21 protein-coding genes, 1 tRNA gene and 1 other RNA gene are annotated in these 21,327 nt (G+C 70.6%); 9 read left to right on the forward strand and 14 right to left on the reverse strand.

The annotated features are described in order from the left end of the window. Positions 1 to 14: 14 nt before the first annotated feature. Positions 15 to 497, reverse strand: a complete 483-nt coding sequence (locus tag IEY82_RS02955; RefSeq protein WP_189122335.1) for a GNAT family N-acetyltransferase — start codon at positions 495 to 497, stop codon at positions 15 to 17. A 60-nt stretch (positions 498 to 557) separates the two neighbouring features. Between IEY82_RS02955 and IEY82_RS02960 the strand changes: the two genes are divergently transcribed. Further along, positions 558 to 1,025 (forward strand): winged helix-turn-helix transcriptional regulator, encoded by a 468-nt coding sequence (locus tag IEY82_RS02960; RefSeq protein ID WP_189122336.1) that lies wholly within the window; start codon positions 558 to 560, stop codon positions 1,023 to 1,025. On the opposite strand, the gene IEY82_RS02965 is transcribed toward IEY82_RS02960, so the two are convergent. Beyond that, positions 999 to 1,646 (reverse strand): VC0807 family protein, encoded by a 648-nt coding sequence (locus IEY82_RS02965; protein WP_189122337.1) that lies wholly within the window; start codon positions 1,644 to 1,646, stop codon positions 999 to 1,001. The two genes, IEY82_RS02960 and IEY82_RS02965, sit on opposite strands and share 27 nt — an antisense overlap. Before the next feature lie 200 nt (positions 1,647 to 1,846). On the opposite strand from IEY82_RS02965, the gene IEY82_RS02970 reads away from it, so the two are divergent. The 3 genes from IEY82_RS02970 (at position 1,847) to IEY82_RS02980 (ending at position 4,787) form a co-directional block, all read left to right on the forward strand. Further along, complete coding sequence (locus IEY82_RS02970; RefSeq protein ID WP_189122338.1) at positions 1,847 to 2,635, forward strand: SURF1 family cytochrome oxidase biogenesis protein; 789 nt, start codon at positions 1,847 to 1,849, stop codon at positions 2,633 to 2,635. 10 nt (positions 2,636 to 2,645) lie between these two features. Next, a complete protein-coding gene (locus IEY82_RS02975; RefSeq protein WP_189122339.1) occupies positions 2,646 to 3,392 on the forward strand; it encodes a tyrosine-protein phosphatase in 747 nt (248 codons plus the stop codon). 201 nt (positions 3,393 to 3,593) lie between these two features. Then, on the forward strand, positions 3,594 to 4,787 hold the full coding sequence (locus tag IEY82_RS02980) for an amidohydrolase family protein (protein WP_189122340.1): 1,194 nt from the start codon (positions 3,594 to 3,596) through the stop codon (positions 4,785 to 4,787). Here the strand turns inward: IEY82_RS02980 and IEY82_RS02985 are convergent. From IEY82_RS02985 to IEY82_RS03000, 4 genes are all read right to left on the reverse strand, one after another. After that, positions 4,784 to 5,128, reverse strand: coding sequence for a YkvA family protein (locus tag IEY82_RS02985; protein WP_225262070.1), 345 nt, complete (start codon positions 5,126 to 5,128; stop codon positions 4,784 to 4,786). The genes IEY82_RS02980 and IEY82_RS02985 overlap by 4 nt on opposite strands. Positions 5,129 to 5,253: 125 nt before the next feature. Then, positions 5,254 to 6,672, reverse strand: a complete 1,419-nt coding sequence (locus IEY82_RS02990; RefSeq protein ID WP_189122341.1) for an amidase — start codon at positions 6,670 to 6,672, stop codon at positions 5,254 to 5,256. A gap of 11 nt (positions 6,673 to 6,683) precedes the next feature. Beyond that, a complete protein-coding gene (locus IEY82_RS02995; RefSeq protein ID WP_189122342.1) occupies positions 6,684 to 7,643 on the reverse strand; it encodes an LLM class F420-dependent oxidoreductase in 960 nt (319 codons plus the stop codon). A gap of 81 nt (positions 7,644 to 7,724) precedes the next feature. Next, positions 7,725 to 8,393 carry a TetR/AcrR family transcriptional regulator gene (locus IEY82_RS03000; protein ID WP_189122343.1) on the reverse strand — a complete coding sequence of 223 codons (669 nt, stop codon included), beginning with the start codon at positions 8,391 to 8,393 and terminating at the stop codon, positions 7,725 to 7,727. Positions 8,394 to 8,566: 173 nt separating this feature from the next. On the opposite strand from IEY82_RS03000, the gene IEY82_RS38855 reads away from it, so the two are divergent. Then, positions 8,567 to 9,334 (forward strand): hypothetical protein, encoded by a 768-nt coding sequence (locus IEY82_RS38855; protein WP_225262073.1) that lies wholly within the window; start codon positions 8,567 to 8,569, stop codon positions 9,332 to 9,334. 58 nt (positions 9,335 to 9,392) lie between these two features. Here IEY82_RS38855 and IEY82_RS03010 read toward each other — a convergent pair whose 3' ends face one another. The 5 genes from IEY82_RS03010 to IEY82_RS03030 form a co-directional block, all read right to left on the reverse strand. Next, positions 9,393 to 10,451, reverse strand: a complete 1,059-nt coding sequence (locus IEY82_RS03010; RefSeq protein ID WP_189122344.1) for an aspartate-semialdehyde dehydrogenase — start codon at positions 10,449 to 10,451, stop codon at positions 9,393 to 9,395. Further along, positions 10,448 to 11,722 (reverse strand): aspartate kinase, encoded by a 1,275-nt coding sequence (locus IEY82_RS03015; RefSeq protein ID WP_189122345.1) that lies wholly within the window; start codon positions 11,720 to 11,722, stop codon positions 10,448 to 10,450. The genes IEY82_RS03010 and IEY82_RS03015 overlap by 4 nt, the downstream gene beginning before the upstream one ends. A gap of 84 nt (positions 11,723 to 11,806) precedes the next feature. Continuing rightward, entirely contained in the window at positions 11,807 to 12,337 is a 531-nt protein-coding gene (locus IEY82_RS03020) for a DUF5063 domain-containing protein (RefSeq protein WP_189122346.1), read from the reverse strand. Continuing rightward, a complete protein-coding gene (gene recR, locus IEY82_RS03025; protein ID WP_189122347.1) occupies positions 12,330 to 12,929 on the reverse strand; it encodes a recombination mediator RecR in 600 nt (199 codons plus the stop codon). Before recR ends, IEY82_RS03020 begins: the two co-directional genes overlap by 8 nt. Before the next feature lie 2 nt (positions 12,930 to 12,931). Further along, positions 12,932 to 13,282 carry a YbaB/EbfC family nucleoid-associated protein gene (locus IEY82_RS03030; RefSeq protein ID WP_189122348.1) on the reverse strand — a complete coding sequence of 117 codons (351 nt, stop codon included), beginning with the start codon at positions 13,280 to 13,282 and terminating at the stop codon, positions 12,932 to 12,934. Positions 13,283 to 13,611: 329 nt separating this feature from the next. Here IEY82_RS03030 and IEY82_RS03035 point away from each other — a divergent pair, with 329 nt between their 5' ends. Continuing rightward, positions 13,612 to 15,039, forward strand: a complete 1,428-nt coding sequence (locus IEY82_RS03035; RefSeq protein ID WP_189122349.1) for a helix-turn-helix domain-containing protein — start codon at positions 13,612 to 13,614, stop codon at positions 15,037 to 15,039. A 30-nt stretch (positions 15,040 to 15,069) separates the two neighbouring features. On the opposite strand, the gene IEY82_RS03040 is transcribed toward IEY82_RS03035, so the two are convergent. Next, positions 15,070 to 17,508 carry a DNA polymerase III subunit gamma and tau gene (locus IEY82_RS03040; RefSeq protein ID WP_189122350.1) on the reverse strand — a complete coding sequence of 813 codons (2,439 nt, stop codon included), beginning with the start codon at positions 17,506 to 17,508 and terminating at the stop codon, positions 15,070 to 15,072. A 32-nt stretch (positions 17,509 to 17,540) separates the two neighbouring features. Continuing rightward, an RNA gene (ffs, locus tag IEY82_RS03045) (signal recognition particle sRNA small type) lies at positions 17,541 to 17,636 on the reverse strand. An 82-nt stretch (positions 17,637 to 17,718) separates the two neighbouring features. On the opposite strand from ffs, the gene IEY82_RS03050 reads away from it, so the two are divergent. Continuing rightward, positions 17,719 to 17,806, forward strand: a tRNA-Ser gene (locus tag IEY82_RS03050). 134 nt (positions 17,807 to 17,940) lie between these two features. Here IEY82_RS03050 and IEY82_RS03055 read toward each other — a convergent pair. After that, positions 17,941 to 19,170, reverse strand: a complete 1,230-nt coding sequence (locus IEY82_RS03055; protein WP_189122351.1) for a serine hydrolase domain-containing protein — start codon at positions 19,168 to 19,170, stop codon at positions 17,941 to 17,943. Positions 19,171 to 19,407: 237 nt separating this feature from the next. Between IEY82_RS03055 and IEY82_RS03060 the strand changes: the two genes are divergently transcribed. Together IEY82_RS03060 and IEY82_RS03065 are read left to right on the forward strand one after the other, a co-directional pair. Continuing rightward, complete coding sequence (locus tag IEY82_RS03060) at positions 19,408 to 20,559, forward strand: sensor histidine kinase (RefSeq protein WP_225262075.1); 1,152 nt, start codon at positions 19,408 to 19,410, stop codon at positions 20,557 to 20,559. Beyond that, positions 20,556 to 21,218: a response regulator gene (locus IEY82_RS03065; protein WP_189122353.1), complete on the forward strand. Its 663-nt coding sequence runs from the start codon at positions 20,556 to 20,558 to the stop codon at positions 21,216 to 21,218. The genes IEY82_RS03060 and IEY82_RS03065 overlap by 4 nt, the downstream gene beginning before the upstream one ends. The last annotated feature ends 109 nt before the right edge of the window (positions 21,219 to 21,327 follow it).

Raw genomic sequence — 21,327 nt, forward strand, 5'->3', positions numbered from 1 at the left:
GAGGCACCAGAACCTTATTCCGCAAATACTCCAGGCCGTTGGATCATAGCGGTCACCTCGACCGAACCGGAAACGACCTTCATCGTGGCGTCCGGCCACTGGCGGCGGATCATCCTGAGCACCCGCCTGTTCTCGCCGAGCACGTCCATGCCGACGGTGGTGGCGCCTCGCACGGCGGCCCGTAACAGCAGCAGGTCGATCAACCGCGGCCCCAGCCCGACACCCTGCCACTGGTCGGTCACCACGACCGCGATCTCCACGTCGGCCGAACCTCCCTGGTAGCTCATGGCATGGCCGATGATCTCGCTCTCGTGCGTGGCGACCAGGACGTCGCGGCGCTCGTCCACGGCGAGGAGGGCGCGCACCAGGCTGGCGGCCGGGCTGGTGACTCCGGTGAAGAAGCGCAGGGTCTGCGTGTTCAGGGACAGCCCGGCCAGGAAGCGCCTGATCCGGTCCTCGTCGTCGGTCCGGGCCGGTCGGATCTGAGTTCTAATCACGAACCCAGCCTTCCTCCTGACCCCTGAGTCTGTCAAATGAACTCAGGTATGATAGAGAGCATGAACGTGTCTTTCCGGGTGGACAACTGCTCGATCGAGCGAACTCTGGACATCGTCGGGGAGAAATGGACGTTCCTGGTGCTGCGTGAGGCGTTCAGCGGCGTACGCCGGTTCGCCGACATGCAGGCCAGCACCGGCGCGCCGCGGCAGGTGCTCAGCGCCCGGCTGGCGCGCCTGGTCGACGAGGGGCTGCTGCGCAAGGTCCCCTACCGCGAGCCCGGTCAGCGCCAGCGCGACGAGTACCGCCTGACCGAGAAGGGCCGCGACCTCTATCCACTGCTGGTCTCACTGATGCACTGGGGCGACAAGTACCTCTCCGGCCAGCAGGGGCCGCCCGTGCTCCTGACCCACCGCGACTGCGGGGCCGCGATCGAGCAGCACTTCCGGTGCGCCGACGGTCACGAGGTGGCCGGGCCGCACGAGGTGACGCCGTTGCCGGGCTCAGGCGCCGAGCTCAAGAGCGCGTAGGCAGCGCCGGAAGTCGGCCAGCGTCAGCAGCGCGGCCGCGGTCAGCAGCACGGCCACCGCGGAGGTGCGTACGACGAGGTAGGTCTGGATGGGCTGGCTGAGCAGCAGCCAGAGGCTCAGGAGGGCGTTGCCGAGCTGGGCGCATCCCCAGACGAAGGACTGCCGGGCGAAGAACCGCTGCATCAACGGACTTTCCAGGACATGGGCGGGGAGCGGCACCAGATCCTCCGCCACCCGCCGCACCAGCGGCCTGCGTACCCTCGCCGTCGCCAGGAACGCCGCGCCGGCGCAGAAGACGCCCAGCGTCGGCTGCAGGAAGAACAGCACCGCGCTGCCCGACAGCAGCGCCAGCACCGCCCGCACGCTGACCATGCCCGCGGCCAGCAGCACCGACCCCGGCACCACCCGGCCCCTGACCAGCCGGTACGCCACTCCCCCGTACACCCAGGCCACCGCCGTCACCACACCCCCTGCGACACCGGCGACGACCAGGCCGGCGTAGAAGACGGCGACGGGCAGGATCATGCCCTCGACGATCCTCGGCACGGCGTGCCGGAGCAGCGACGGAAGCTTGGGCAGCGCGAACACGGGCCCGGCGGCGGGCGCGGCGAGCATGGTCATGAGGGTCTTCGAGGGCCTCTCGCGGGGGGTGGCGGGGAAATCCCGGATGAGGCCCTGCGCGGGGGTCGTACGGGACGAATTCCGACCGTACGCGATGAACCATGGTCCGGTAACCATTTCGACCGGATAACGATCGGGATGGCACCGGGAGGAGCGGAGGCGTGTGGGAGAGCACGGGTGCCGGTGCCTACCCTTGAAGGGTGTACCGGTTCCTCCTCACACCTCGCTGGATCGCCCTGCACGTCGTCGTGCTGCTGGTGATCCCTGCCTTCGTCTTCCTGGGGCAATGGCAGTTCGGGCGGTTCGAGGAACGCTCGGCCAACTCCGACCGGGTCACCGCCAACCTGGCCGCCCCCGCGGTGCCCGTGGAGAGCCTGGCAGGGCAGGAGATCGACCAGGACGACCGCTACCGGACCGTGACGGCCACGGGCGCCTACGACCCCGCCCACGGGCTGCTGGTGCGACGGAGGCCACAGGAGGGCCGGCCGGGATACTTCGTGCTCACCCCGCTGACCCTCGCCGACGGGCGGGCCGTGCTCGTCAACCGCGGCTGGGTGAAGGCCGGGGCGACCGCCGACACGCCCCCGGAGGTGCCGCCGCCACCGACCGGTCAGGTAAATATCACCGGACGGCTACGCCTGAGCGAGACCGAGGAGTCGAGCGGCCTGCGCGACCGGCCCGGCCTGCCCGCCGGCCAGGTGCTGCTCATCAACAGCGACGCCATCGGCCAGAGGTTGCCCTACCGGCTGCTCGACGGCTACGTGGAGCTGACCGGGCAGCGACCGGAGACCGACCCGGCGCCCGCGCCGGTCCCCGCGCCCGACGTGGGCTCCGGCGGCGGCCTCAACCTGGCCTACGGCGTGCAGTGGTGGCTGTTCATCGGGGTGGCCATCGGCGGGTGGCTGCTGCTCATCCGGCGCGAGGCGGCCGACAGGAGGGCCGCGGCGGCCGGGGATGTGGCCGCGGAGGAGACCGCGCCCACCGGTTAAAGTACGAAGGGTGCTTCGTCACATTGAGTTCCTCAACATCTACAACTTTCGTGACGTGGGCGGATACGCCGCTAAAGATGGGCGAGCCGTCCGATGGAAACGGCTCTACCGGGCCGACTCCCTCGGCTGGCTGACCGGGGCCGACATCGAGACGTTCCGGGCGCTGAGCGTGCGGACCGTCATCGACCTGCGGCATCCGGAGGAGGTGGCCAACTCCGGCCGGGTCCCCGAGACCGACGAGCTCGACTACCTCAACCTGCCCATCGAAGGGCGCCGCTGGGACGTCACCGCCTACAACGACACCCTGGGCGTGGGCAGATACCTCGCCGACCGCTATCTCGAGGTGACCGAGGACGGCGTCGACAACCTGCGCGAGGCCATCGAGACGATCGCCCGGGCCGACAGCGCGCCGGTCGTGATCCACTGCGCCGCCGGCAAGGACCGCACCGGCCTGCTCACGGCGCTGGTCCTGACCCTGGTGGGCGTGGCGGAGGAGGACATCGTCGCCGACTACGCGCTGACCGGCCTGGCGACCGAGCGGTTCATCATCAGCTGGCAGAAACGCCATCCGACCGCCGCCAGGTGGCCGGGGTTCGGCGTGGCTCCGGCCGAGGCCATGCGGTTCTTCCTCGCCGACCTCGCCGACCGTCACGGCTCGGTCGACGACTACTGCGCCGACGTGCTCCGGATCGACTCCAGGACCGTCGAGGCGCTGCGGGACCATCTCCTCGCGCCGACCGATCAGCACACCGACTGACCAGCACATCGACTGACCAGAACTTCGTGGGGTAGGGGGCGGACGGGTTCGCATGAGCAGCATCCTCGCAAGGCGGACCCCTCGGGCCCGGGGTCGCCTACCATCCCCCTCCAGGCGATTCCGGGCTCCGCGCGACCAGGGAGACCCAACGGAGACGTCGCAGCTTGTTCGACGTTATCCCGCCGTCGTACGGTTACCTGCGTGACTACGCCGCTGCTCCCCGATCCGGATCCGAGGCGGCGCGACTACGTGATCATCTCCGCCGACGATCACCTGATCGAGCCCCCTGACCTCTTCGAGGGCCGGCTCGCGGAGAAATACGCCGATGTCGCGCCCAAGGTCGTGGAGACGGAGGCCGGTCACCAGGTCTGGCGATACGGAGGCGCCACCTATCCGTGCGCCGGTCTCGACGTGGGCGCCGGTCTGCCGCGCGAGCAGTGGACCCTCGACCCGGTCCGCTTCGACAGCATGCGCCCCGGTTGCCACGACATCGAGGCGCGCATCGCCGACATGGACCTCGCGGGCATCTGGGCCGCGCTCTGCTTCCCGGGCATGCTGGCCGGTCAGGCCGGCATGCCGTTCGCCCGCACCCGTGACCAGGAGCTGGGCCTGGCCCTGGTCAAGGCGTGGAACGACTGGCACATCGACGTCTGGGCCGGCACCTATCCCGAGCGCGTCATCGGCCTGCAGCTGCCCTGGCTGCCCGACCCCGACCTCGCCGCCAAGGAGATCCGCGCCAACGCGGCCCGCGGGTTCAAGGCCGTGGTGTTCCCCGAGTTCCCGACCCGGCTGCGGCTGCCGTCGATCCACAGCGGCCACTGGGACCCGTTCTTCGCCGCCTGCGAGGAGACGGGCACGGTGGTGGCCCTGCACACCGGCGAGTCGAGCTGGTCGCCGGTGCCCTCCCCCGACACGCCCATCGAGGCGATCACCACGCTGATGCCGACCGCCGCCATGTTCGCCTGCGCCGACTGGCTCTGGTCAGGGCTGCCGCTGCGCTTCCCGGCGCTGCGCATCCTCATCGTCGAGGGCGGCGTGGCGTGGCTGCCGATGCTGGCCGAGCGGGCCGACTACGCGCTCGACCATCCCGTGGGCGAGGTGACGTGGGACGGCGGGCTCAAGCCCAGCGAGGTGCTGCGCCGCAACTTCTACTTCGGCACTCTCGACGACCACGCCCTGTCCGGGGTGCGGCTGGCGGTCGGGCTCGACCACGTGCTGCAGGAGAGCGGCTATCCGCACTCCGACTCCACCTGGCCCGACACGCAGCACGCGGTGACCCACAACCTCGGCGCCCTGCCGCCCGCCGACGTCGCCAGGGTCGCCTACGGCAACGCGGCGCGCCTGTTCGGCCACCCGCTGCCGTCGCGCGCCTGGCTGCGGATGGAGGAGATCTAGTCTTCGATCCTGCCCTGGATGACGTCGCGCTCGTGGTCGATGTAGCGACCGCTCTCACCGAGCAGCGAGCCGAAGAGCCAGAGGAAGACCCCGAAGTCGTCAGCGACCCCGACCAGCACCAGGAAGTCGGGGATGACGTCGATCGGCGAGAGGATGTAGACCACGCCGAGGCCCATCAGGGCCAGTTTGCTCTTGCCCAGCCCGGTGTACTTCCCGCGCATCACCGCGCCGACCATCCGGGGGATCGCCCGCACCCGGGCCATCAGGCCCGGTGTGCCCGGCTTGGTCACGTCTCGGTAGGCCCGCCAAGCCGCCGCCGCCCGTGCCGCCTTCGCCATCATGACGCCTCCCTACCCTGACTTCTCACGACATAACGCGTCGCGAGGTCCGCATGGTTCCCGCGGTCAGCGGCGAGGGTCGCACGCCGCTTCCTGGCGCGAGGCCCCGCCCCGCGCCGGTTCCCAGCTCAGCGCAGAGCGCCGTGGGTGAACGGCGCGGCCTGCTCGATCTGCGCCGCCACGCGCACCAGCAGGTCCTCCCTGCCCGCCGCCGCCACCAGTTGGACGCCCACCGGCAGCCCCGCCCGGGTGCCGTGCAGCGGCAGCGAGATCGACGGCTGGCCGGTCGCGTTGATCGGCGAGGTGTAGCCCACGGCGTGCGCGGTGCGGCCCAGGGCGACGCTCAGGTCGTCGGGCGGGATCCAGCCGAGCTCGAACGGCGCCACGCCCAGCGACGGCGCCAGCAACAGGTCGTAGCCCGAATCCCACCACGCCGCCATCCGCCTGCGGAACCCGTCGATCCACTGTGTGGCCAGGATGTGTTCGGCCGCGCTGTGGTTGCCCGCCGCGCCGACCATCGCGGCGTTGCGCGGCTCCAGCTCCTCCATCCGTACGGGCCTGCCGCGCCGGACGCCGATGTTCGCCATCTCCGCCGCCAGGTTGTTCGCCACGATCGCGCCGAAGTGACGGGGGAAGTCGGCCTCGCCGAGCGCCTCGGGACAGCCGGGCGACACGTCGTGGCCCAGCGTCTCCAGCAGCCCGGCGGCACGGGTGACCGCCTCGGTGACCTCGGGCACGTCCGGCACGTCGCCCCTCGGGTGGCTGCTCACGAACCCGACGCGCAGCCGTCCCAGGTCCGCGCCGACCTCCTCGGCGAGCGGCCCCGGCAGCCGAGGGGCGTCGTACGGGTCGCCGTTCACGTAGCCGGAGACCAGGTCGAGCGCCGCCGCCGTGTCGCGGACGGTCCTGGTCACGAACCCCGGGCAGGAGAAGCCGCTCCACCCCTCTCCGCCCAGCGGGCCGAAGCTGACGCGGCCACGGGTGGGTTTGAGCCCCACCAGGCCGCAGAGCGAGGCGGGGATGCGGATCGAGCCGCCGCCGTCGCTGGCCGTGGCGATCGCCGTCATCCCGGCCGCGACCGCCGCCGCCGACCCACCGCTCGACCCGCCCGCTGAATACGCGGGATCGTACGGATTGCGCGTGGGCCCGAAGGCGACCGGCTCGGTGGTGATCGTGCTGCCGAACTCGGGCGTGTTCGTACGGCCCAGCACCACGAACCCGGCGGCCCGCAGCCTGACCGTGCCGTGGCCGTCCGCCTCGACCGGGACGCCGTCGAGCACCCGCGAGCCCGCGCTGTACGGCTCCCCGGCCTGCGCCCAGCCGAGATCCTTGAGCAGGATCGGCACCCCGCGGAACGGCGCGTCGGCGGGGAGGCCGTCGACCTCGGCCAGCGCCCGCTCGAACCGTGGGTGGACGACGGCGTTGAGCTCGCCGTCGCGGGCCTCGATCCTGGCGATCGCCGCCTCGACCAGCTCCCGGGGCGACACCTGGCCGTCGCGGACGGCCCGCGCCTGTCCGATCGCGTCCAGCCTCAGCACGTCGTCCACGTGTCCTCCGTTCAGGCCTTGGGGGCCAGGTCGCGTACGGCCTGGGTGATGGAGACCTCGCCGCCGGGGATGGGGGCGAGGACGGGGGTGTCGAGGCCGTTGTCCACGTACTCCTGGATCCGGGCCCGGCACGTCGCGGCGTCGCCGTGCACCACCAGCGCGTCGACCACCTCGTCGGGGATGGCCCGCAGCGCGGCCTGGCGATCGCCCGCCGCCCAGGCCTCGTGCATCGGCCGCAGCACCTCGCCCCTGCCCAGCCAGTCGTGGAAGGCCGCGTAGACGGGCACGGTGAGGTAGCTGGCGAGCATCCAGCGGGCCTGTTCGCGTACCTTGGCGGTGTCCTCGCTGACGCACACGAACAGCCGGGCGATCAGCTCGGTGTCCGGCCCGATCTCGGCCCGCACCTGGCGCACGTCCTGGGGCGAGAGCCAGTTGGTGATCGCGCCGTCGGCCTCCTCGGCGGCCAGGCGCAGCATGCGCGGCCGGAGCGCGGCCAGCACGATCTTGGGCGCCACCTTCGGCGCCCGCTCCAGCTTGAAACCCTTGATCTCGAACATCTCGTACGCCTCCGACACCTTCTCGCCGGCCAGCGCCTTCCTGAGGAAGCGCAGGGTGTCGCGGGTGCGGGCGTAGGGCTTGGCGAAGGTGCCGGCGTTCCAGCGCTCGACGATCGCGGGAGAGGACGAGCCGATGCCCAGCACGAAGCGTCCGGGGGCCAGGTCGGCGAGTGTGGCGGCGGACATGGCCAGCAGGCCGGGCCCGCGGGTGGAGACGGGGACGATCGCGCTGCCCAGCCTGATCCCCTGGGCCCACTCGGCGGCCATGGCCAGCGGCACGAAGCCGTCGACCCCGTTGACCTCGGCCGACCAGGCGTCGGTGTAGCCGAGCGCGGGCAGCTCCGCGATCAGCTCCCGTGAGTTCGCCAGCGAACGGTCGAAGAAGGGGATCGTCATGCCCCAGTTCTGTGTCATCGAGACCTCCAGCCAAGCGACAGTACCGCGACCATACCAACCGGATGGTATGTCGTCTCCGCCGGCGAAGATCCGGTCAGGTTAGGCGCGCAGCTCGTGCACCACCGCGATGAAGTCCTTCGTGATCCCCCGCAGACCCGGCAGGTGCGAGAGGCCGACGAGCCGGTCCACGAGCGGCACCGTGGCGTCGATCAGCCGATGGGTGCGCTCGCAGCCGGGCGAGGTGTCGTGCACCCAGAACAGCACCATGCCCATCGAGAGCAGCCAGAGCAGCTCGGGCAGTTCCTCGCGCAGCTCGGTGTTCATGGAGTCGCGTGAGCCCTCGACGACCTGCCGGTAGATGGCGATCGACGCCTCGCGCGCCGGCGACGACTGGGCACTGAACGGGCTCAGCGGGTTGGTGGGCTCGGCCGCGTGCTTGAAGAACTTGACCGCGAACTCGTGGTAGGGCTCGGACACGCGCACCCACTCGCGCAGCACGCCGCTCAGCCTGGCCGCGAAGGACGGCGTCGTGGCGAGCAGCTCACGGCAGGCCGCCTCGTGCTCGGCCTGGGCCCGGTCGTAGTACGCCTGGATCAACGCCTCCTTGCTCTCGAAGTAGTAGTAGGCGTTACCCACGGACACACCGGCCTCGGCCGCGATCGCACGCATCGTCGTGGCGTCGAAGCCGCGCTCCCGGAACAGTCGCAAGGCCGTCTCGACGATGACCTCTCGGGTGCTCTCCGCTCCTCTGCTTCGGGCTTCGGACACGTCCGTCACTTTACGGCGTGATGCCAGTTAGGTCATGGAGCCGCACGGTGATCGCCGACACACGGCAAAGATCCGTGTGCGACAGGGGTCAGCTGGTGTGAAGCATGGGATTGATGTTTCAGGCGGAAGGGCTATTTCCGCGAAAAGGCATCGACATGTGGATACGTGGAAGTGTGCGCCTCCTGGTAGGCGTACTCCTCGGCATTGAGATCTCCATAATCGCGCTGGCCTCAGCAGCCTCCGCCGCCCCCAGGCCTCCAGACGGGGAGCCGCGGCAAGCGCCATCGATCATCACTCGGACGTACCGGCTGGAGGGACCGATCGAGGTCGCCCGCTGGTACGCGCCGACCTCCGGCCAGACCGTCATGCTGGCCGGTCTGTCCGGCCAGTCCGGGGAGATCGTGCCCGGTGAGACCGGCGAGACGGCCGGCGTGCTCGGCGAGGCGAGCGAGAAGATCGGCCTGGCCACGCTGCGGTCCATGACCGACGGCGACCAGAAAGGACTGCCGAAGCTGAACCTGAGCCGCGCGAGGCCCCGGCACGCGATGACGCACCTCTCGCACAGCCTCGCCGCGGACTACCTGAAGAACGCCGGGTTGCGCTACCAGTCGACGGGCCGCTGCACCAACCGGCAGGTGCGCACGTGCACCTCCCTGGACTCCGTCCGTACGAACACGATCGCCCGGGTCATCCAGCTCAAGCGCGAGAGCGGCTGCCCCATCATGGTCACCGGCGGCACCGAGGTCGGCCACGCGCCCGGCCGCTACAGCCACGGCCAGGGCTACAAGCTGGACATCTCAAAGAACGCCTGCATCAACCGTCACATCAGCGGCACCCACCAGAGGGTGGGTCACCGCGGCGACGGGTCGGCTCTGTACCGCTCCGCCTCGGGCACGATCTTCGCCAACGAGGCGGACCACTGGGACATCATGTTCCGGTGAGAGCGTGACGGCGCCGTGCCCGATGACCGGGCACGGCGCCGTCGCGCGAAAAGTGTCCCTACAGCTCGCCGGCGACCAGCTCGGCGATCTCCGCCGCGTTGAGCGCGGCCCCCTTGCGGAGGTTGTCACCGCACACGAACAGGTCGAGCGTGTTGGGGAAGTCGACCGCCTGCCGGATCCGGCCCACATAGGTCGGGTCGGTGCCCACCACGTCGATCGGCGTCGGCCAGACACCGTTGGCCGGGTCGTCCATGAGCACCACGGTCGGCGCCGCCTCCAGGATCCGGTGCGCGTCGGCGACCGTGATCTCACGCTCGAACCGGGCGTGCACGGCCAGCGAGTGCGTGGTGATCACCGGCACCCGGACGCAGGTCGCGGAGACCTTGAGGTCGGGGATGCCGAGGATCTTGCGCGACTCGTTGCGGAGCTTCAGCTCCTCCGACGCCCAGCCGCCGTCCTTGTAGGAGCCCGCCCACGGCACCACGTTGAACGCGATGGGCGCGGGGAACGGCGACTCCTCGGGCAGCCTGTTGGCCAGCGCCTTGCGCACGTCACCGGCCGTCTGACCGATCGCCCGATCACCGGCCAGCGCCTCGACCTCGTCGTAGAGTCTGGCCGAACCCGCCACACCGGCGCCCGACACCGCCTGGTAGGAGGCGACGACGAGCTCCTTGAGCACGTACTCGGCGTGCAGCGCCCCCATGGCCGCCATCATCGACAGCGTCGTGCAGTTGGGCGTGGAGATGATGTTGCGCGGCCGGTCACGCGCGTCGAGCGGGTTGACCTCGGGCACCACCAGCGGCACGTCAGGCTCCATACGGAACGTGCCGGACTTGTCGATCGCGATGGCGCCGCGCTCGGCCGCGATCGGCACCCACACGGCCGACACCTCCTCGGGCACGTCGAAGATGGCGATGTCGATGCCGTCGAAGACCTCGGGCGTGAGCGCCTGGACGACGACGTCCTCACCGCGCACCCGCAGCACCTTGCCCGCGGAACGCGCCGAGGCGACGAGACGGACCTCTCCCCAGATGTCGTCACGGGTGGACACCAGGTCGCGCATGACGGTGCCCACGGCACCGGTGGCCCCGATCAGGGCGAGATTGGGCCTGCTCATCGTCCACTGCCTCCATACACCACTGCTTCGACCTGGTCTGCGTCGAGCTCGAACGCTCGGTGGGCGGCCGCCACGGCCACGTCGACGTCGTCCTGATCGACGATCACCGAGATGCGGATCTCCGAGGTGGAGATCATCTCGATGTTGACCCCGGCGTCGGCCAGGGCCGCGAAGAACGTCGCCGTGACGCCCGGGTGCGAGCGCATGCCCGCGCCGATCAGCGACACCTTGCCGATCTGGTCGTCGAAGAGCAGCGACTCGAACGCGATCTCGCCCTGCATCCGCTTCAGCGCCGTCAGCGCGGTCGAACTGTCGGCCGTGGGCAGCGTGAACGAGATGTCGGTGCGGCCCGTCGCCGCGGCCGAGACGTTCTGCACGATCATGTCGATGTTGATCTCGGCGCCGGCCAGGGTTTTGAAGATCGCGGCAGCCTCTCCGACCTTGTCGGGGACCCCGACCACGGTGATCTTGGCCTCGCTCCGGTCGTGCGCGACGCCGGAGATGATCGGCTGCTCCATCTCGGTTCCTTCGGTGTAAGGGTCGGAGACGACCCACGTGCCTTCCCTGGTGCTGAACGAGCTGCGTACGTGGATCGGCAGGGCGAACCGGCGAGCGTACTCGACGCAGCGCAGGTGCAGGATCTTCGCCCCGCAGGCCGCCATCTCCATCATCTCGTCGTAGGAGACCTTGGGGATCTTGCGGGCTGTGGGCACGATGCGGGGATCCGCGGTGAAGATGCCGTCGACGTCGGTGTAGATCTCGCAGACGTCGGCGTCGAGGGCCGCCGCCAACGCCACCGCCGTGGTGTCGGAGCCGCCCCGGCCGAGCGTCGTTATGTCCTTGGTGTCCTGCGAGACGCCCTGGAACCCGGCCACGATCGCGATGTGACCACGGTCGAGCGCCTCACGGATGCGGCTCGGCGTCACGTCGATGATGCGCGCCTTGCCGTGTGTGGAATTGGTGATCACGCCGGCCTGCGAGCCGGTGAACGACCGCGCCTCGTAGCCCAGGTTGGCGATCGCCATGGCCAGCAGGGCCATCGAGATCCGCTCGCCGGAGGTGAGCAACATGTCGAGCTCGCGGCCCGGAGGCAGCGGCGACACCTGCTCGGCCAGGTCGAGCAGCTCGTCGGTGGTGTCGCCCATGGCCGACACGATCACCGTGACATCGTTGCCGGCTTTTTTCGTCGCGACGATCCGCTGCGCGACCCGTTTGATGCAGGACGCGTCGGCGACGGACGAACCACCGTACTTTTGCACAACGAGCGCCACGAGAGTCTCCCGGTTAGGACTGTGAGGTGCCAGTCTACCGGGGGCGTTTCATGGCGCCGCTGGGCTATATCACTATGTGGATGATCAAACCGAGGTGGTCTCCTCCGCCACGTCGAGGCGCGAGTGCGCGGCGAGAGCCTGCAGCGCGCGCATGGCCGCGCCCGCGTGGTTGCCCCAGGTGTTGAAGTAGGAGTATTGCCACCACCACAGCGCCTCGTGCGGCCGGCCGGCCTGGTAGTGGCGCAGCCCGTGGATGAGGTCGGCCGCGACCGCGGTCAGGTCATCGGACAGCCGGTAGGGGGTGACGCCCGTGTCCTTGTACGGGTCGAACACCTCGGCGTAGTCGTCGACCGCCTCCAGCAGCTCGGCCAGCGCCGTGCGGACGCCGTCGATGTCAGGGTCCTCGCTCAGCGGCGGCTCGTAGTTGCCGGAGAGGATGACGTCCTCGTTGGCGCCGAGCTTGGCGCCCGCGAGGCTCACCTGAGCCACTTCGACCAGCAGCAACGACCAGATGGCGTCGCCGCCCTCACCGCCGGCGACCCTGGTCAGGCCGTCCACGTAATTCTGCGCGTGCCCGGCGATCTCTTCGGCGAGCGCACTCCACTGGTCAGACATCCAGCAGCCTCCGTCCTTCGAACGCGCGGCCCAAGGTCACCTCGTCGGCGTACTCGAGGTCACCGCCCACAGGCAGACCGCTGGCCAGTCGTGTCACTTTCACACCCATCGGCTTGACCAGACGGGCAAGGTAGGTCGCCGTCGCCTCGCCCTCCAGATTGGGATCGGTGGCGAGGATGAGCTCGGTGATGCGGCCGTCGGCCAGCCGCGTCATGAGCTCACGGACGCGCAGGTCGTCGGGCCCGATGCCGTCGATGGGGCTGATCGCGCCGCCGAGCACGTGGTAGGTGCCGCGGAACTCGCGCGTCTTCTCGATCGCGACGACGTCCTTCGGCTCCTCCACCACGCAGATCACATGCGTGTCGCGGCGCTGATCTCGGCAGATGCGGCACTCCTCCTCGGAGGCCACGTTGCCGCACACCCGGCAGAACCGGACCTTCTCCTTGACCTCCAGCAGAGCGTGCGCCAGCCGCTTGACGTCGACCGGATCGGCCGCCAGCAGATGGAACGCGATCCGCTGCGCGCTTTTGGGACCGACGCCGGGTAGCAGCCCCAGCTCGTCGATCAGGTTCTGGACGACGCCCTCGTACATGCCTAGAACCCTGGCAACTGACCGAGACCGCCGCCGCCCAGCCCTTGGGCCAGCGGACCGAGCTTCTCCTGCTGCAGATCGGCCGCCGCGCGCACCGCGTCGCGCACGGCCGCGATCACCAGGTCGGCGATCGTGTCGGCCGTGTCCTGCGGGTCGGCGGCGTCGACCACACTCGGGTCGATCTTGAGCTCGAGCAGCTCGCCCGAACCGTTGACGACGGCCGTGACCAGGCCGCCGCCGGCCGAGCCCTCGATCTGCGCGTCGTTGAGCTCCTGCTGGGCGCTCACAAGCTGCTGCTGCATGAGCTGGGCCTGCTCCAGCAGCTGCTGCAGGTTGACATCCCCTGGGTTCACCGTCGTGCGCTCCTCGTGGCTCCGCGTTCTTGACTGTCACGAGCCTACGGTGTTTGGGCGTCGTCATGTACTGGCGGCATGCAGGTGTTTCGACCTCTGATCATTGTTCGGCCGGGTCCCGGCCCCCCTCCAGTGTCCAGGACCCGGCCATCACGCCGACCGGAGCGGCCGCGCTCATGCCGACGCTTGAGCGAAGACCTTAGCCACCGTGACGTTGCACACACGTTGCGATGACCTGATCACCCTTCGCGATCCCTCGAAACGGTTGCGCCGACACACCTCCAGCGTCGATGCTCGCCATGCGGGGGGTTGACTACTTGGAGTGGCCGATGAGTTACGCCGATCTCGACGCGTATTCCGACCGCCTGCGCCATGCGTACGAAAGGGCGGTGTCGGGCAGGCTCCCACCGGCCGGCCTCCGCCAGTTGATCAGCGCGTCCTGGCGGCGCTCCATCGACGCGGGGATCGACCCCGACGGCGGCCCGGCTCCCCTCGTCTACGACTCCGCCGACCTCGCCGACGTACGCGCCGCCCACCCACTGCGTCCCCTGCTCCCGCTGCTCGCCCAGACGCTCACCGTCACGGCCGAGGCGTCCGAGCACGTCGTGGTGGTCACCGACAGCGAGGGCCGGGTCCTGTGGCGCGACGGCGACCGCGACGTCATGCGCCTCGCCGACCGGGTGGGGCTGGCCGACGGCCACCAGTGGGCCGAGGGCCGCATGGGCACCAACGGCATCGGCACCGCCCTGGCCACCCGCCGGTCGGTGCACGTCTACTCCGAGGAACACCTCCTGCGCATACTGCACGTCTGGTCGTGCGGCGCCGCCCCGATCGTCGACCCTGACACGGGCGCGCTGCTCGGCTGCGTCGACGTGAGCGGCACCGCGCCCAGCCTGCACCCCGCCACCGTGGCCCTGGTCGGCGCCGCGGCCAAGCTCGCCGAGTCCCAGCTCGCCCTGCGCATGCACGAACGCGACGCCCGCCTGCGCCACCGCTTCGACGCCCTGCGCGGGCGTCCCGGCATCCTGCTGTCGGCCACCGGCCGCGTCATCGCCGGCGACCCGACCGGCGTCCTCGGCGAACGCGTCCAGCTCCCCGCCTCCGGCGAGCGCCTCCTGCTCCGTGACGGCCGCGTGGCCACGCTGGAGCCGTTCGCCGACGGCTACCTCGTCCAGGGCGCGCCGCCGGCCGCCCCCACGCTCACCCTGAGCTTCCTCGGCGACGGCCAGCCCACCGCCGCCATCGGCGAGCGCCGCCTGCCGCTCTCCCTCCGGCACGCCGAGATCCTCGCCCTCCTGGCTCTCCACCCCTGCGGCCTCACCGCCGAGCAGCTCTCCTTCCACCTGTACGGCGACGAGGGCAACCCGGTCACCATCAGGGCCGAGATCCACCGGCTCCGCGGCCAGTTGGGTGGCCGCGTCACCGCCAAGCCCTACCAGCTCACGTCGCCGGTCGAGGCCGACTTCCTGCAGGTCAGGCAGCTCCTCGCGGCCGACGCCCCGACCGCGCTGGCCCGCACCTACACCGGCCCCCTGCTGCCCCGCTCGGAGTCGCCCGAGATCCGCCGCGAACGCGACGAGCTCGAAGTACAGGTGCGCAGCCGCCTGCTGCTCAGCGGCTCGCCGGGCGACCTGTGGGCCTACGCCCAGACGGCCCACGGGCGCGAGGACATCGAGATCCTCGAACGCCTCGCCGACTCCTTACCCTCCACCGACCACCGCGCCGCCGCCGCCCACGCCCGCCTCACCGCCGACTGACCCGGCACGCGCACAGGGGCGCCTTACCGGTCAGGTGTGGTCGATTTCGCCGATCAGCTGGGCGCCCAGCTCGCGTTGCAGGAGCGCCATGCCCGAGAGCTCGTCCACGTCGGCGTCGGCGTCGTTGAGCGGGTCGACGTCGTCCGACTCGGGCCCCTTGACGCGGTTGGGGATGGCGTCCGGCCACGCCGTCGTGCCCGTCTGCCGAGGGGCGCGGGGCCCCGCCTGAGCGGCTGCCTTGGCCGCCGACCTGGCCGCGGCCAGGCCCGCACCGGTCGCGACCACGCTCGCGTGCGTGGGGTCGGGCCCGGGCGGCGAGCCGGGCCCGGGCTCGTCCGGGGCGTCCGGCCAGGACTCGTCCGTCGTCTGCCGACCCGGGGACGCGGAGATGACGGCCGTGCCGGCCGCCGGTCCGCCGCCTGCCGGCGCGGCGTGCCCGGCCGGGCCAGGCGGCTGGCTCGCCTCCTGGGCGCCGGACTGCCCGGATGACGACCCATGCGAGCTCGTACGGGCACCGGACTGGTGTTGCGCGGCCGGAGGAGTGTGCGTCTGCGGCTGCGGCGCGGCCTGCTGACGTGTCGGGCCGGAGGGCGGGCCCGACTGCGGCCCTCGGTTGGCCTGAGGCGCGGGCGAGCCGCCCACGACCGCCTCGACCCGCCAGGTGCCGCCCAGCACGTCGCCGAGCGCGGCGGCCACCACCGCGTCCTTGCCGCCACCGGTGAAGTTCTTCATCGCGCCGACCTGGGAGAAACCGAGCGTGACCAGGTTGCCCTCGACGCCGACCACCTGGGCGTTGGTGCTCACGTTGGCCCAGACCACGATGCTGCGCTGCTTGAGCGCGGCCAGCACCGCCGGCCACTGCTGCTGGAGCGCCCCGGCTCCGGTGCCGCTCTGCGTGGCGGCGGGCGCCGCAGCCTCAGCCGGCCTGGGGCCGCCCGCCTGTGTGACGGGCCCCGTAGCGGATCCCGAGGTGTTCGCGGCGCCGGCCCCGGCTCCCGGACGAGCCGGCTCCGGCCAGCCGTCGTCGGCGGCCTGATCACCCGGCGAAGTCGGCGCGCCGCCCGCGGCGTCGCGGGCCTGATCGACCGAGACGTCACCCGGCTGGCCGCCGACCTCCTGACCACCCGCGGCCTGGCCGCTCCCCGCGTGACCACTCGCGGAAGCGGCCGCGGGGCCTTTGCCGGGCCCGCCCGGCACCACCGACCCGGCTGTGGCGGCCGCCTGCCGGAGCTCGGCCATCTGGGCGCCGGCGACTCCCGGCTGGGAGACGACGGCCGTGGCGGGGCCGGTGCGGGCGGCCATGGCGGCGACGGCGCCGCCGCGTTCGAGACGTTCGAGCCGGGCGAGCAGCGCCGCCTCGCCCTGCGCGGCGGCCGGAAGCAGGACGCGCGCGCACATGAGCTCAAGCAGCAGCCGGGGCGAGGTGGCGCCACGCATCTCCGTGAGACCCGTGTTGAAGATCTCGGCGGCCCGGGTCAGCTCGGCCGGCCCCATCGAGGCGGCCTGCGCCACGAGACGCTCCAGCTCGTCGGCGGGCCGGTCGAGCAGCCCGCTGGAGGCCGCCTCGGGGACGTTGGCCAGGATGACCAGGTCGCGGAACCGTTCGAGCAGGTCGGAGGCGAACCGGCGGGGATCGTGGCCCCCCTCGATCACCCGGTTGACGGTGTGGAAGACCCGCGCGCCGTCATGCGCGGCGAACGCGTCGACGACCTCGTCGAGCAGGTCGCCGTCGGTGTAGCCGAGCAGCGAGACGGCCTTGGCGTAGGTGATGCCGGCGTCGTCGGCCCCTGCGAGCAACTGGTCGAGGATGGACAGCGAGTCACGCGCGGACCCGGCGCCCGCGCGGACGACCAGAGGCAGGGCCGTGGGCTCGTAGGGGACGCTCTCGGAGGAGAGGATCTCCTCCAGCAGCGCCCGGAGCGTCGCGGGCGGCATCAGCCGGAACGGGTAGTGGTGGGTGCGCGACTTGATGGTGCCGATGACCTTTTCGGGCTCGGTCGTCGCGAAGATGAACTTCAGGTGGGGCGGAGGCTCCTCGACGAGCTTGAGCAGCGCGTTGAAACCCTCTCGGGTCACCATGTGCGCCTCGTCGATGATGTAGATCTTGTAGCGCGCGGAGACGGGCGCGAAGAAGGCCCGCTCGCGCAGGTCACGCGCGTCGTCGACACCACCGTGGGAGGCCGCGTCGATCTCGATGACGTCGAGGTGGCCGGGCCCCGTGGGGGCTAGCGCGACGCACGACTCACAGGCGCCGCAGGGGTCGGGAGTGGGGCCCTTCTCGCAGTTGAGCGAGCGAGCCAGGATGCGGGCGCTGGACGTCTTGCCGCAGCCGCGCGGGCCGCTGAACAGGTAGGCGTGGTTGACCCGGCCGGTCCGCAATGCCTGCCGCAGCGGATCTGTGACGTGCTCCTGACCCTTGACCTCGGCGAACGTCCCGGGTCGGTACTTGCGGTAAAGCGCAAGACTCATGCGACCATCCCGCCTGCGAGGGGGCTTCTAACGAAGAGAACCCCTCGCACACCCGCCAGAGCCCGCTTATCCTTGCTGCCTTCCGGCCCTGGGGAGGTTCACAGGATGACGCCGCGCGAGGGGTCCGTGGACAGTCTAGCGGGATGTCGCAGTGCTCGCTCCAGTGAATCGTGGTCACCACAACCTGAGGAGTCCGGTAAACTCGGCGACGGAGGATTCGCCTAGTGGCCGAGGGCGCACGCTTGGAAAGCGTGTAAGGGGCAACCCTTCAGGAGTTCAAATCTCCTATCCTCCGCCAGTTCAGAAGGGGTGTGCCGATTCAGCGGCACACCCCTTCTGGCGTGTAGGTCTCAGTTCAGAGCGCTTCACGCAAAGGGCCGACGAACCAGGGCGTCGGGGCCGGCGGTGCATTCAAGGGCCCACCAGCGGGGCTCATCCGTGGGCTCGACCCGCGTAGGCGGCCAGCGCGATGCCCAGGGTTCGCTCGTTCTGGCCGGAGGCCTTGGCGTCGGTGGAGTTAACCGAGTAGACCAGGGTCCGGCTCAGGTCGCGGGTCGCACCGACGCCGGCGGCGTACCCGTAGCGCGCGCCGGTCTTGCCATAGGCGACGATCCCACCCGGAAGCACCACTTTTGACATGCCCGAGGTGTAGACGGCCGGCTGGTTGCCGCAGTCGTCGTACATCGTCACGTCTGGCACCGTGAACATCGGCTCCAGCTGCGCGGGCGGCACGACCTTACCCGAGAACAGTGCCTTGACGAACTTCTCCAGGTCCGCAGCGGTGGAGATGAGGTCGCCCGAGGCCCAGGTCGAGGTGACGCTGCTCTTGGTCATGTCGACCACGTGCCCCGCACTGTAGGCGATGGCGTCCGTAAAGCCCGCGGGCACGGACTGGTAGCCCTTGTGGTGCGGGCCGCGGATGCGCGGCGAGGTGCCAGGCAGGTAGCTGTCCCGCATGCCGACCGGGCGCAGGATCCTGGTGGTGACCTCATGCTTGTAGGAGCGGCCCGTGACCTTCTCGATCAGCAGGCCGGCCACGAACGTGTTGATGTTGAGGTAGTGCTGCCTGGTGCCGGGCGTGAACTCGATCGGGTTCCGCACGGCCAGCGCGACGTACTCCTGCGGCGTCCACGTCTTGAACCGGGTCCGGTAGGCCCACTCGAACGAGTCCGGCAGGTCGGGCGACGGCAGCCCGCTGGTGTGGTTGAGCAACTGGCCGACGCGGACTTCGGGGTAGGAGTCGGGCAGCAGGCCGGGCAGGTAGTGCTGGACCGTACCGTCGAGTGAGACGTCGCCGTCGGCGACGAGCTGCAGGACGACCGCGGTGGTGAACATCTTGGTCACGCTGCCCGCCCGGAAGCGTGCGTGCTCCGACGCCTCGCGCCGGGTGGTGAGATCGGCCACGCCGGTCACGCCCCGCCACGAGCCCTTGGTGCCGCCCACCCGGACGATCGCGGCGGTGGCGTCGGCCGCGGGCAGGCCCGCGATGGACTGCCGCAGCGCGGCGGCGTTGACGGGCGGGATGGGCGCGTCCGAATCGGACTGGACGGCGGCCGAGGGCGGGCAGGCGCTCGGCGTGAGGGCCTGGGCGGGCGTGACCGCCTGGGCGGGCGTCGCCACGAGAAGGGTGGCCAGGGCGAGGCAGGCGGCTGTCAACTTCATCGGATGTCTCCAGGTGGGAGGGGTTGCCGTAGCGATGTGACCATCCTGTCGATCACCGGTGCCGGCGCGGATCGCCGGTGCTTCCCATTTCCGCTCCCTCCTGTGAGGGAGCGGAAATATCACCCGTACCGGCGATGCCTGCCCTCCCCACCGGCCGCAGGATTCCCCCCATGCATCGCTTCGCCTTCGTCGCCGCTTATCACACGCTTGTCCATGTCTGAGGAACAATGGCGCACTGTGTCCGATCTGACCCTCGTTGACGTCGCTCGCCGCAGGCTCCAGGCACTTCCCCACATGCGGGTGGACGCGGTACTGGCCGGGCTGATCACGCTGTTCCAGCTGTGGCCACTGATCTCGTCGAGGAGCTACACCGGACAACCGTGGGACTGGTGGGGGTACGCGGTCGCGATCGGCGCCTCTGTCCCCCTGGCATGGCGGCGCCGGGCGCCGCTTACCGTGCTGGCGCTCAGCGTGGGCGTGAGCCTGCTCTACGACCTCGCAGGCAACGTCGCGTCCCAGCCCATCTGGTACGGGATGCTCGTCGCCTTCTACACGGTGGCCGCCTACTCCCCTCCCGTGCCCAGGATCGCCGTGCTCCCGCTGACCTGCCTCTGCAGTGTACTGACGGTCGGGTCGTGGGATACCGCGTTGCGCGGAATGGTGCAGATCGTCGCGGCGTACGCGATCGGCAGGGCCGCGGCCACCGCCCGCGCCCACGCGGCCACCCTTGAGGAACGGGCCGCGAGACTTGAGAAGGAGCGTCAGTTGGAAGCCGAGCGAGCGGCCGAGCGCGAGCGGGCCAGGATTGCCCGCGACATGCACGACATCCTGGCCCACTCGGTCAGCCTGATGGTGGTGCAGGCAGAGGCCGGACCCGTGGTGGTGAGCAGCGACCCGGCGCGGGCCGAGGCCACGTTCGACACGATCGCCGCCACGGGGCGCGACGCCATGGTGCAGTTGCGGCGCATGCTCGGGGTGCTGAAGGAGGACGAGGCGCTGCGCGCGCCCCAGCCCACGCTCGCCGACCTGCCCGTGCTGGCCAGTCAGGTGGGCGGCACGGGCCTCGACGTGGCCTACGTCGAATCGGGTGAACCGCGCCCGCTCACACCCGACAGCGCGGTGGCCGCCTACCGGATCACACAGGAGGCACTCACCAACATCGTCAAGCATTCCGGCGCGGACCACGCCGACATCCGGCTCACCTGGGAGGACGACAACCTGATGATCGACATCACCGACAACGGCACGGGCGGTGCCCGTTCACTGCCCTCGGGCGGGAACGGTCTGATCAGTATCCGCGAACGGGCCGCCGCCTGCGGCGGCGAGGCCACCGCCGGACTGCGGCCTGACAGTCCAGGGTTCATCGTGTCGGTACGGCTGCCGCTATGACCGTGCGGGTGGTGGTGGCCGACGACCAGGAACTGGTACGCGCCGGGTTCGGCATGATCCTCGATGCCCAGCCGGACATCGAGGTGGTCGCCGAGGCGGGCAACGGTCTCGAAGCGGTCGAGGCCGTCCGAGAGCACCGTCCCGACCTGCTCCTGCTCGACATTCGCATGCCGGTCATGGACGGCATCGAGGCGGCCCGCATCGTGTGCGCGAACAGCGACTGCCGTGTTCTCGTGCTGACTACGTTCAACCTGGACGACTACGTCTACGACGCGCTGCGCGCGGGCGCGAGCGGGTTCCTGCTCAAGGACGTCCGCCGCGACGACCTCGTCCACGCCGTACGAGTGGTCGCGGCCGGCCAGTCCCTGCTCGCGCCCGCGGTGACCACGAAACTGATCGCCAAGTTCACCTCCGGGGCGCCACCCCGTTCCGCGGCACCGCCGTTGGAACGGCTGAGGGTGCTCACCACGCGCGAGCAGGAGACGCTGCGGATGATCGCGCGCGGCCTGTCCAACGCGGAGATCGCGCAGGCCATGGTCGTCAGCGAGCACACGGTGAAGACGCACGTCAGCAACGTGCTGAGCAAGCTGGGGCTGCGCGACCGGGTCCAGGCGGTGATCACCGCGTACGAGACCGGTGTGATCGTCCCAGGCGAGTAGAGGCGCGGGCGGACCGCGTGCACGTCCAGCACCAGTTGGACAGAGGTGCCGGGCCTGCTGGAATCCGGTCGCCTCAGGCCGAGGGTTCCGCAGCCCCATGCACCCACTC

The organism is Nonomuraea cavernae (assembly GCF_014646355.1).
Classification (GTDB): Bacteria; Actinomycetota; Actinomycetes; order Streptosporangiales; family Streptosporangiaceae; genus Nonomuraea; species Nonomuraea cavernae.

What these genes read in the sequence shown, in the direction of transcription:
- IEY82_RS02960 (WP_189122336.1), top strand. Translation starts at nt 558, where the DNA reads ATGAACGTGTCTTTCCGGGTGGACAACTGCTCGATCGAGCGAACTCTG.
- IEY82_RS02965 (WP_189122337.1), bottom strand. Translation starts at nt 1,646, where the DNA reads ATGACCATGCTCGCCGCGCCCGCCGCCGGGCCCGTGTTCGCGCTGCCC.
- IEY82_RS02985 (WP_225262070.1), bottom strand. Translation starts at nt 5,128, where the DNA reads ATGATGGCGAAGGCGGCACGGGCGGCGGCGGCTTGGCGGGCCTACCGA.
- IEY82_RS02995 (WP_189122342.1), bottom strand. Translation starts at nt 7,643, where the DNA reads ATGACACAGAACTGGGGCATGACGATCCCCTTCTTCGACCGTTCGCTG.
- IEY82_RS03010 (WP_189122344.1), bottom strand. Translation starts at nt 10,451, where the DNA reads ATGAGCAGGCCCAATCTCGCCCTGATCGGGGCCACCGGTGCCGTGGGC.
- IEY82_RS03020 (WP_189122346.1), bottom strand. Translation starts at nt 12,337, where the DNA reads ATGTCTGACCAGTGGAGTGCGCTCGCCGAAGAGATCGCCGGGCACGCG.
- recR (WP_189122347.1), bottom strand. Translation starts at nt 12,929, where the DNA reads ATGTACGAGGGCGTCGTCCAGAACCTGATCGACGAGCTGGGGCTGCTA.
- IEY82_RS03035 (WP_189122349.1), top strand. Translation starts at nt 13,612, where the DNA reads ATGAGTTACGCCGATCTCGACGCGTATTCCGACCGCCTGCGCCATGCG.
- IEY82_RS03040 (WP_189122350.1), bottom strand. Translation starts at nt 17,508, where the DNA reads ATGAGTCTTGCGCTTTACCGCAAGTACCGACCCGGGACGTTCGCCGAG.
- IEY82_RS03055 (WP_189122351.1), bottom strand. Translation starts at nt 19,170, where the DNA reads ATGAAGTTGACAGCCGCCTGCCTCGCCCTGGCCACCCTTCTCGTGGCG.
- IEY82_RS03065 (WP_189122353.1), top strand. Translation starts at nt 20,556, where the DNA reads ATGACCGTGCGGGTGGTGGTGGCCGACGACCAGGAACTGGTACGCGCC.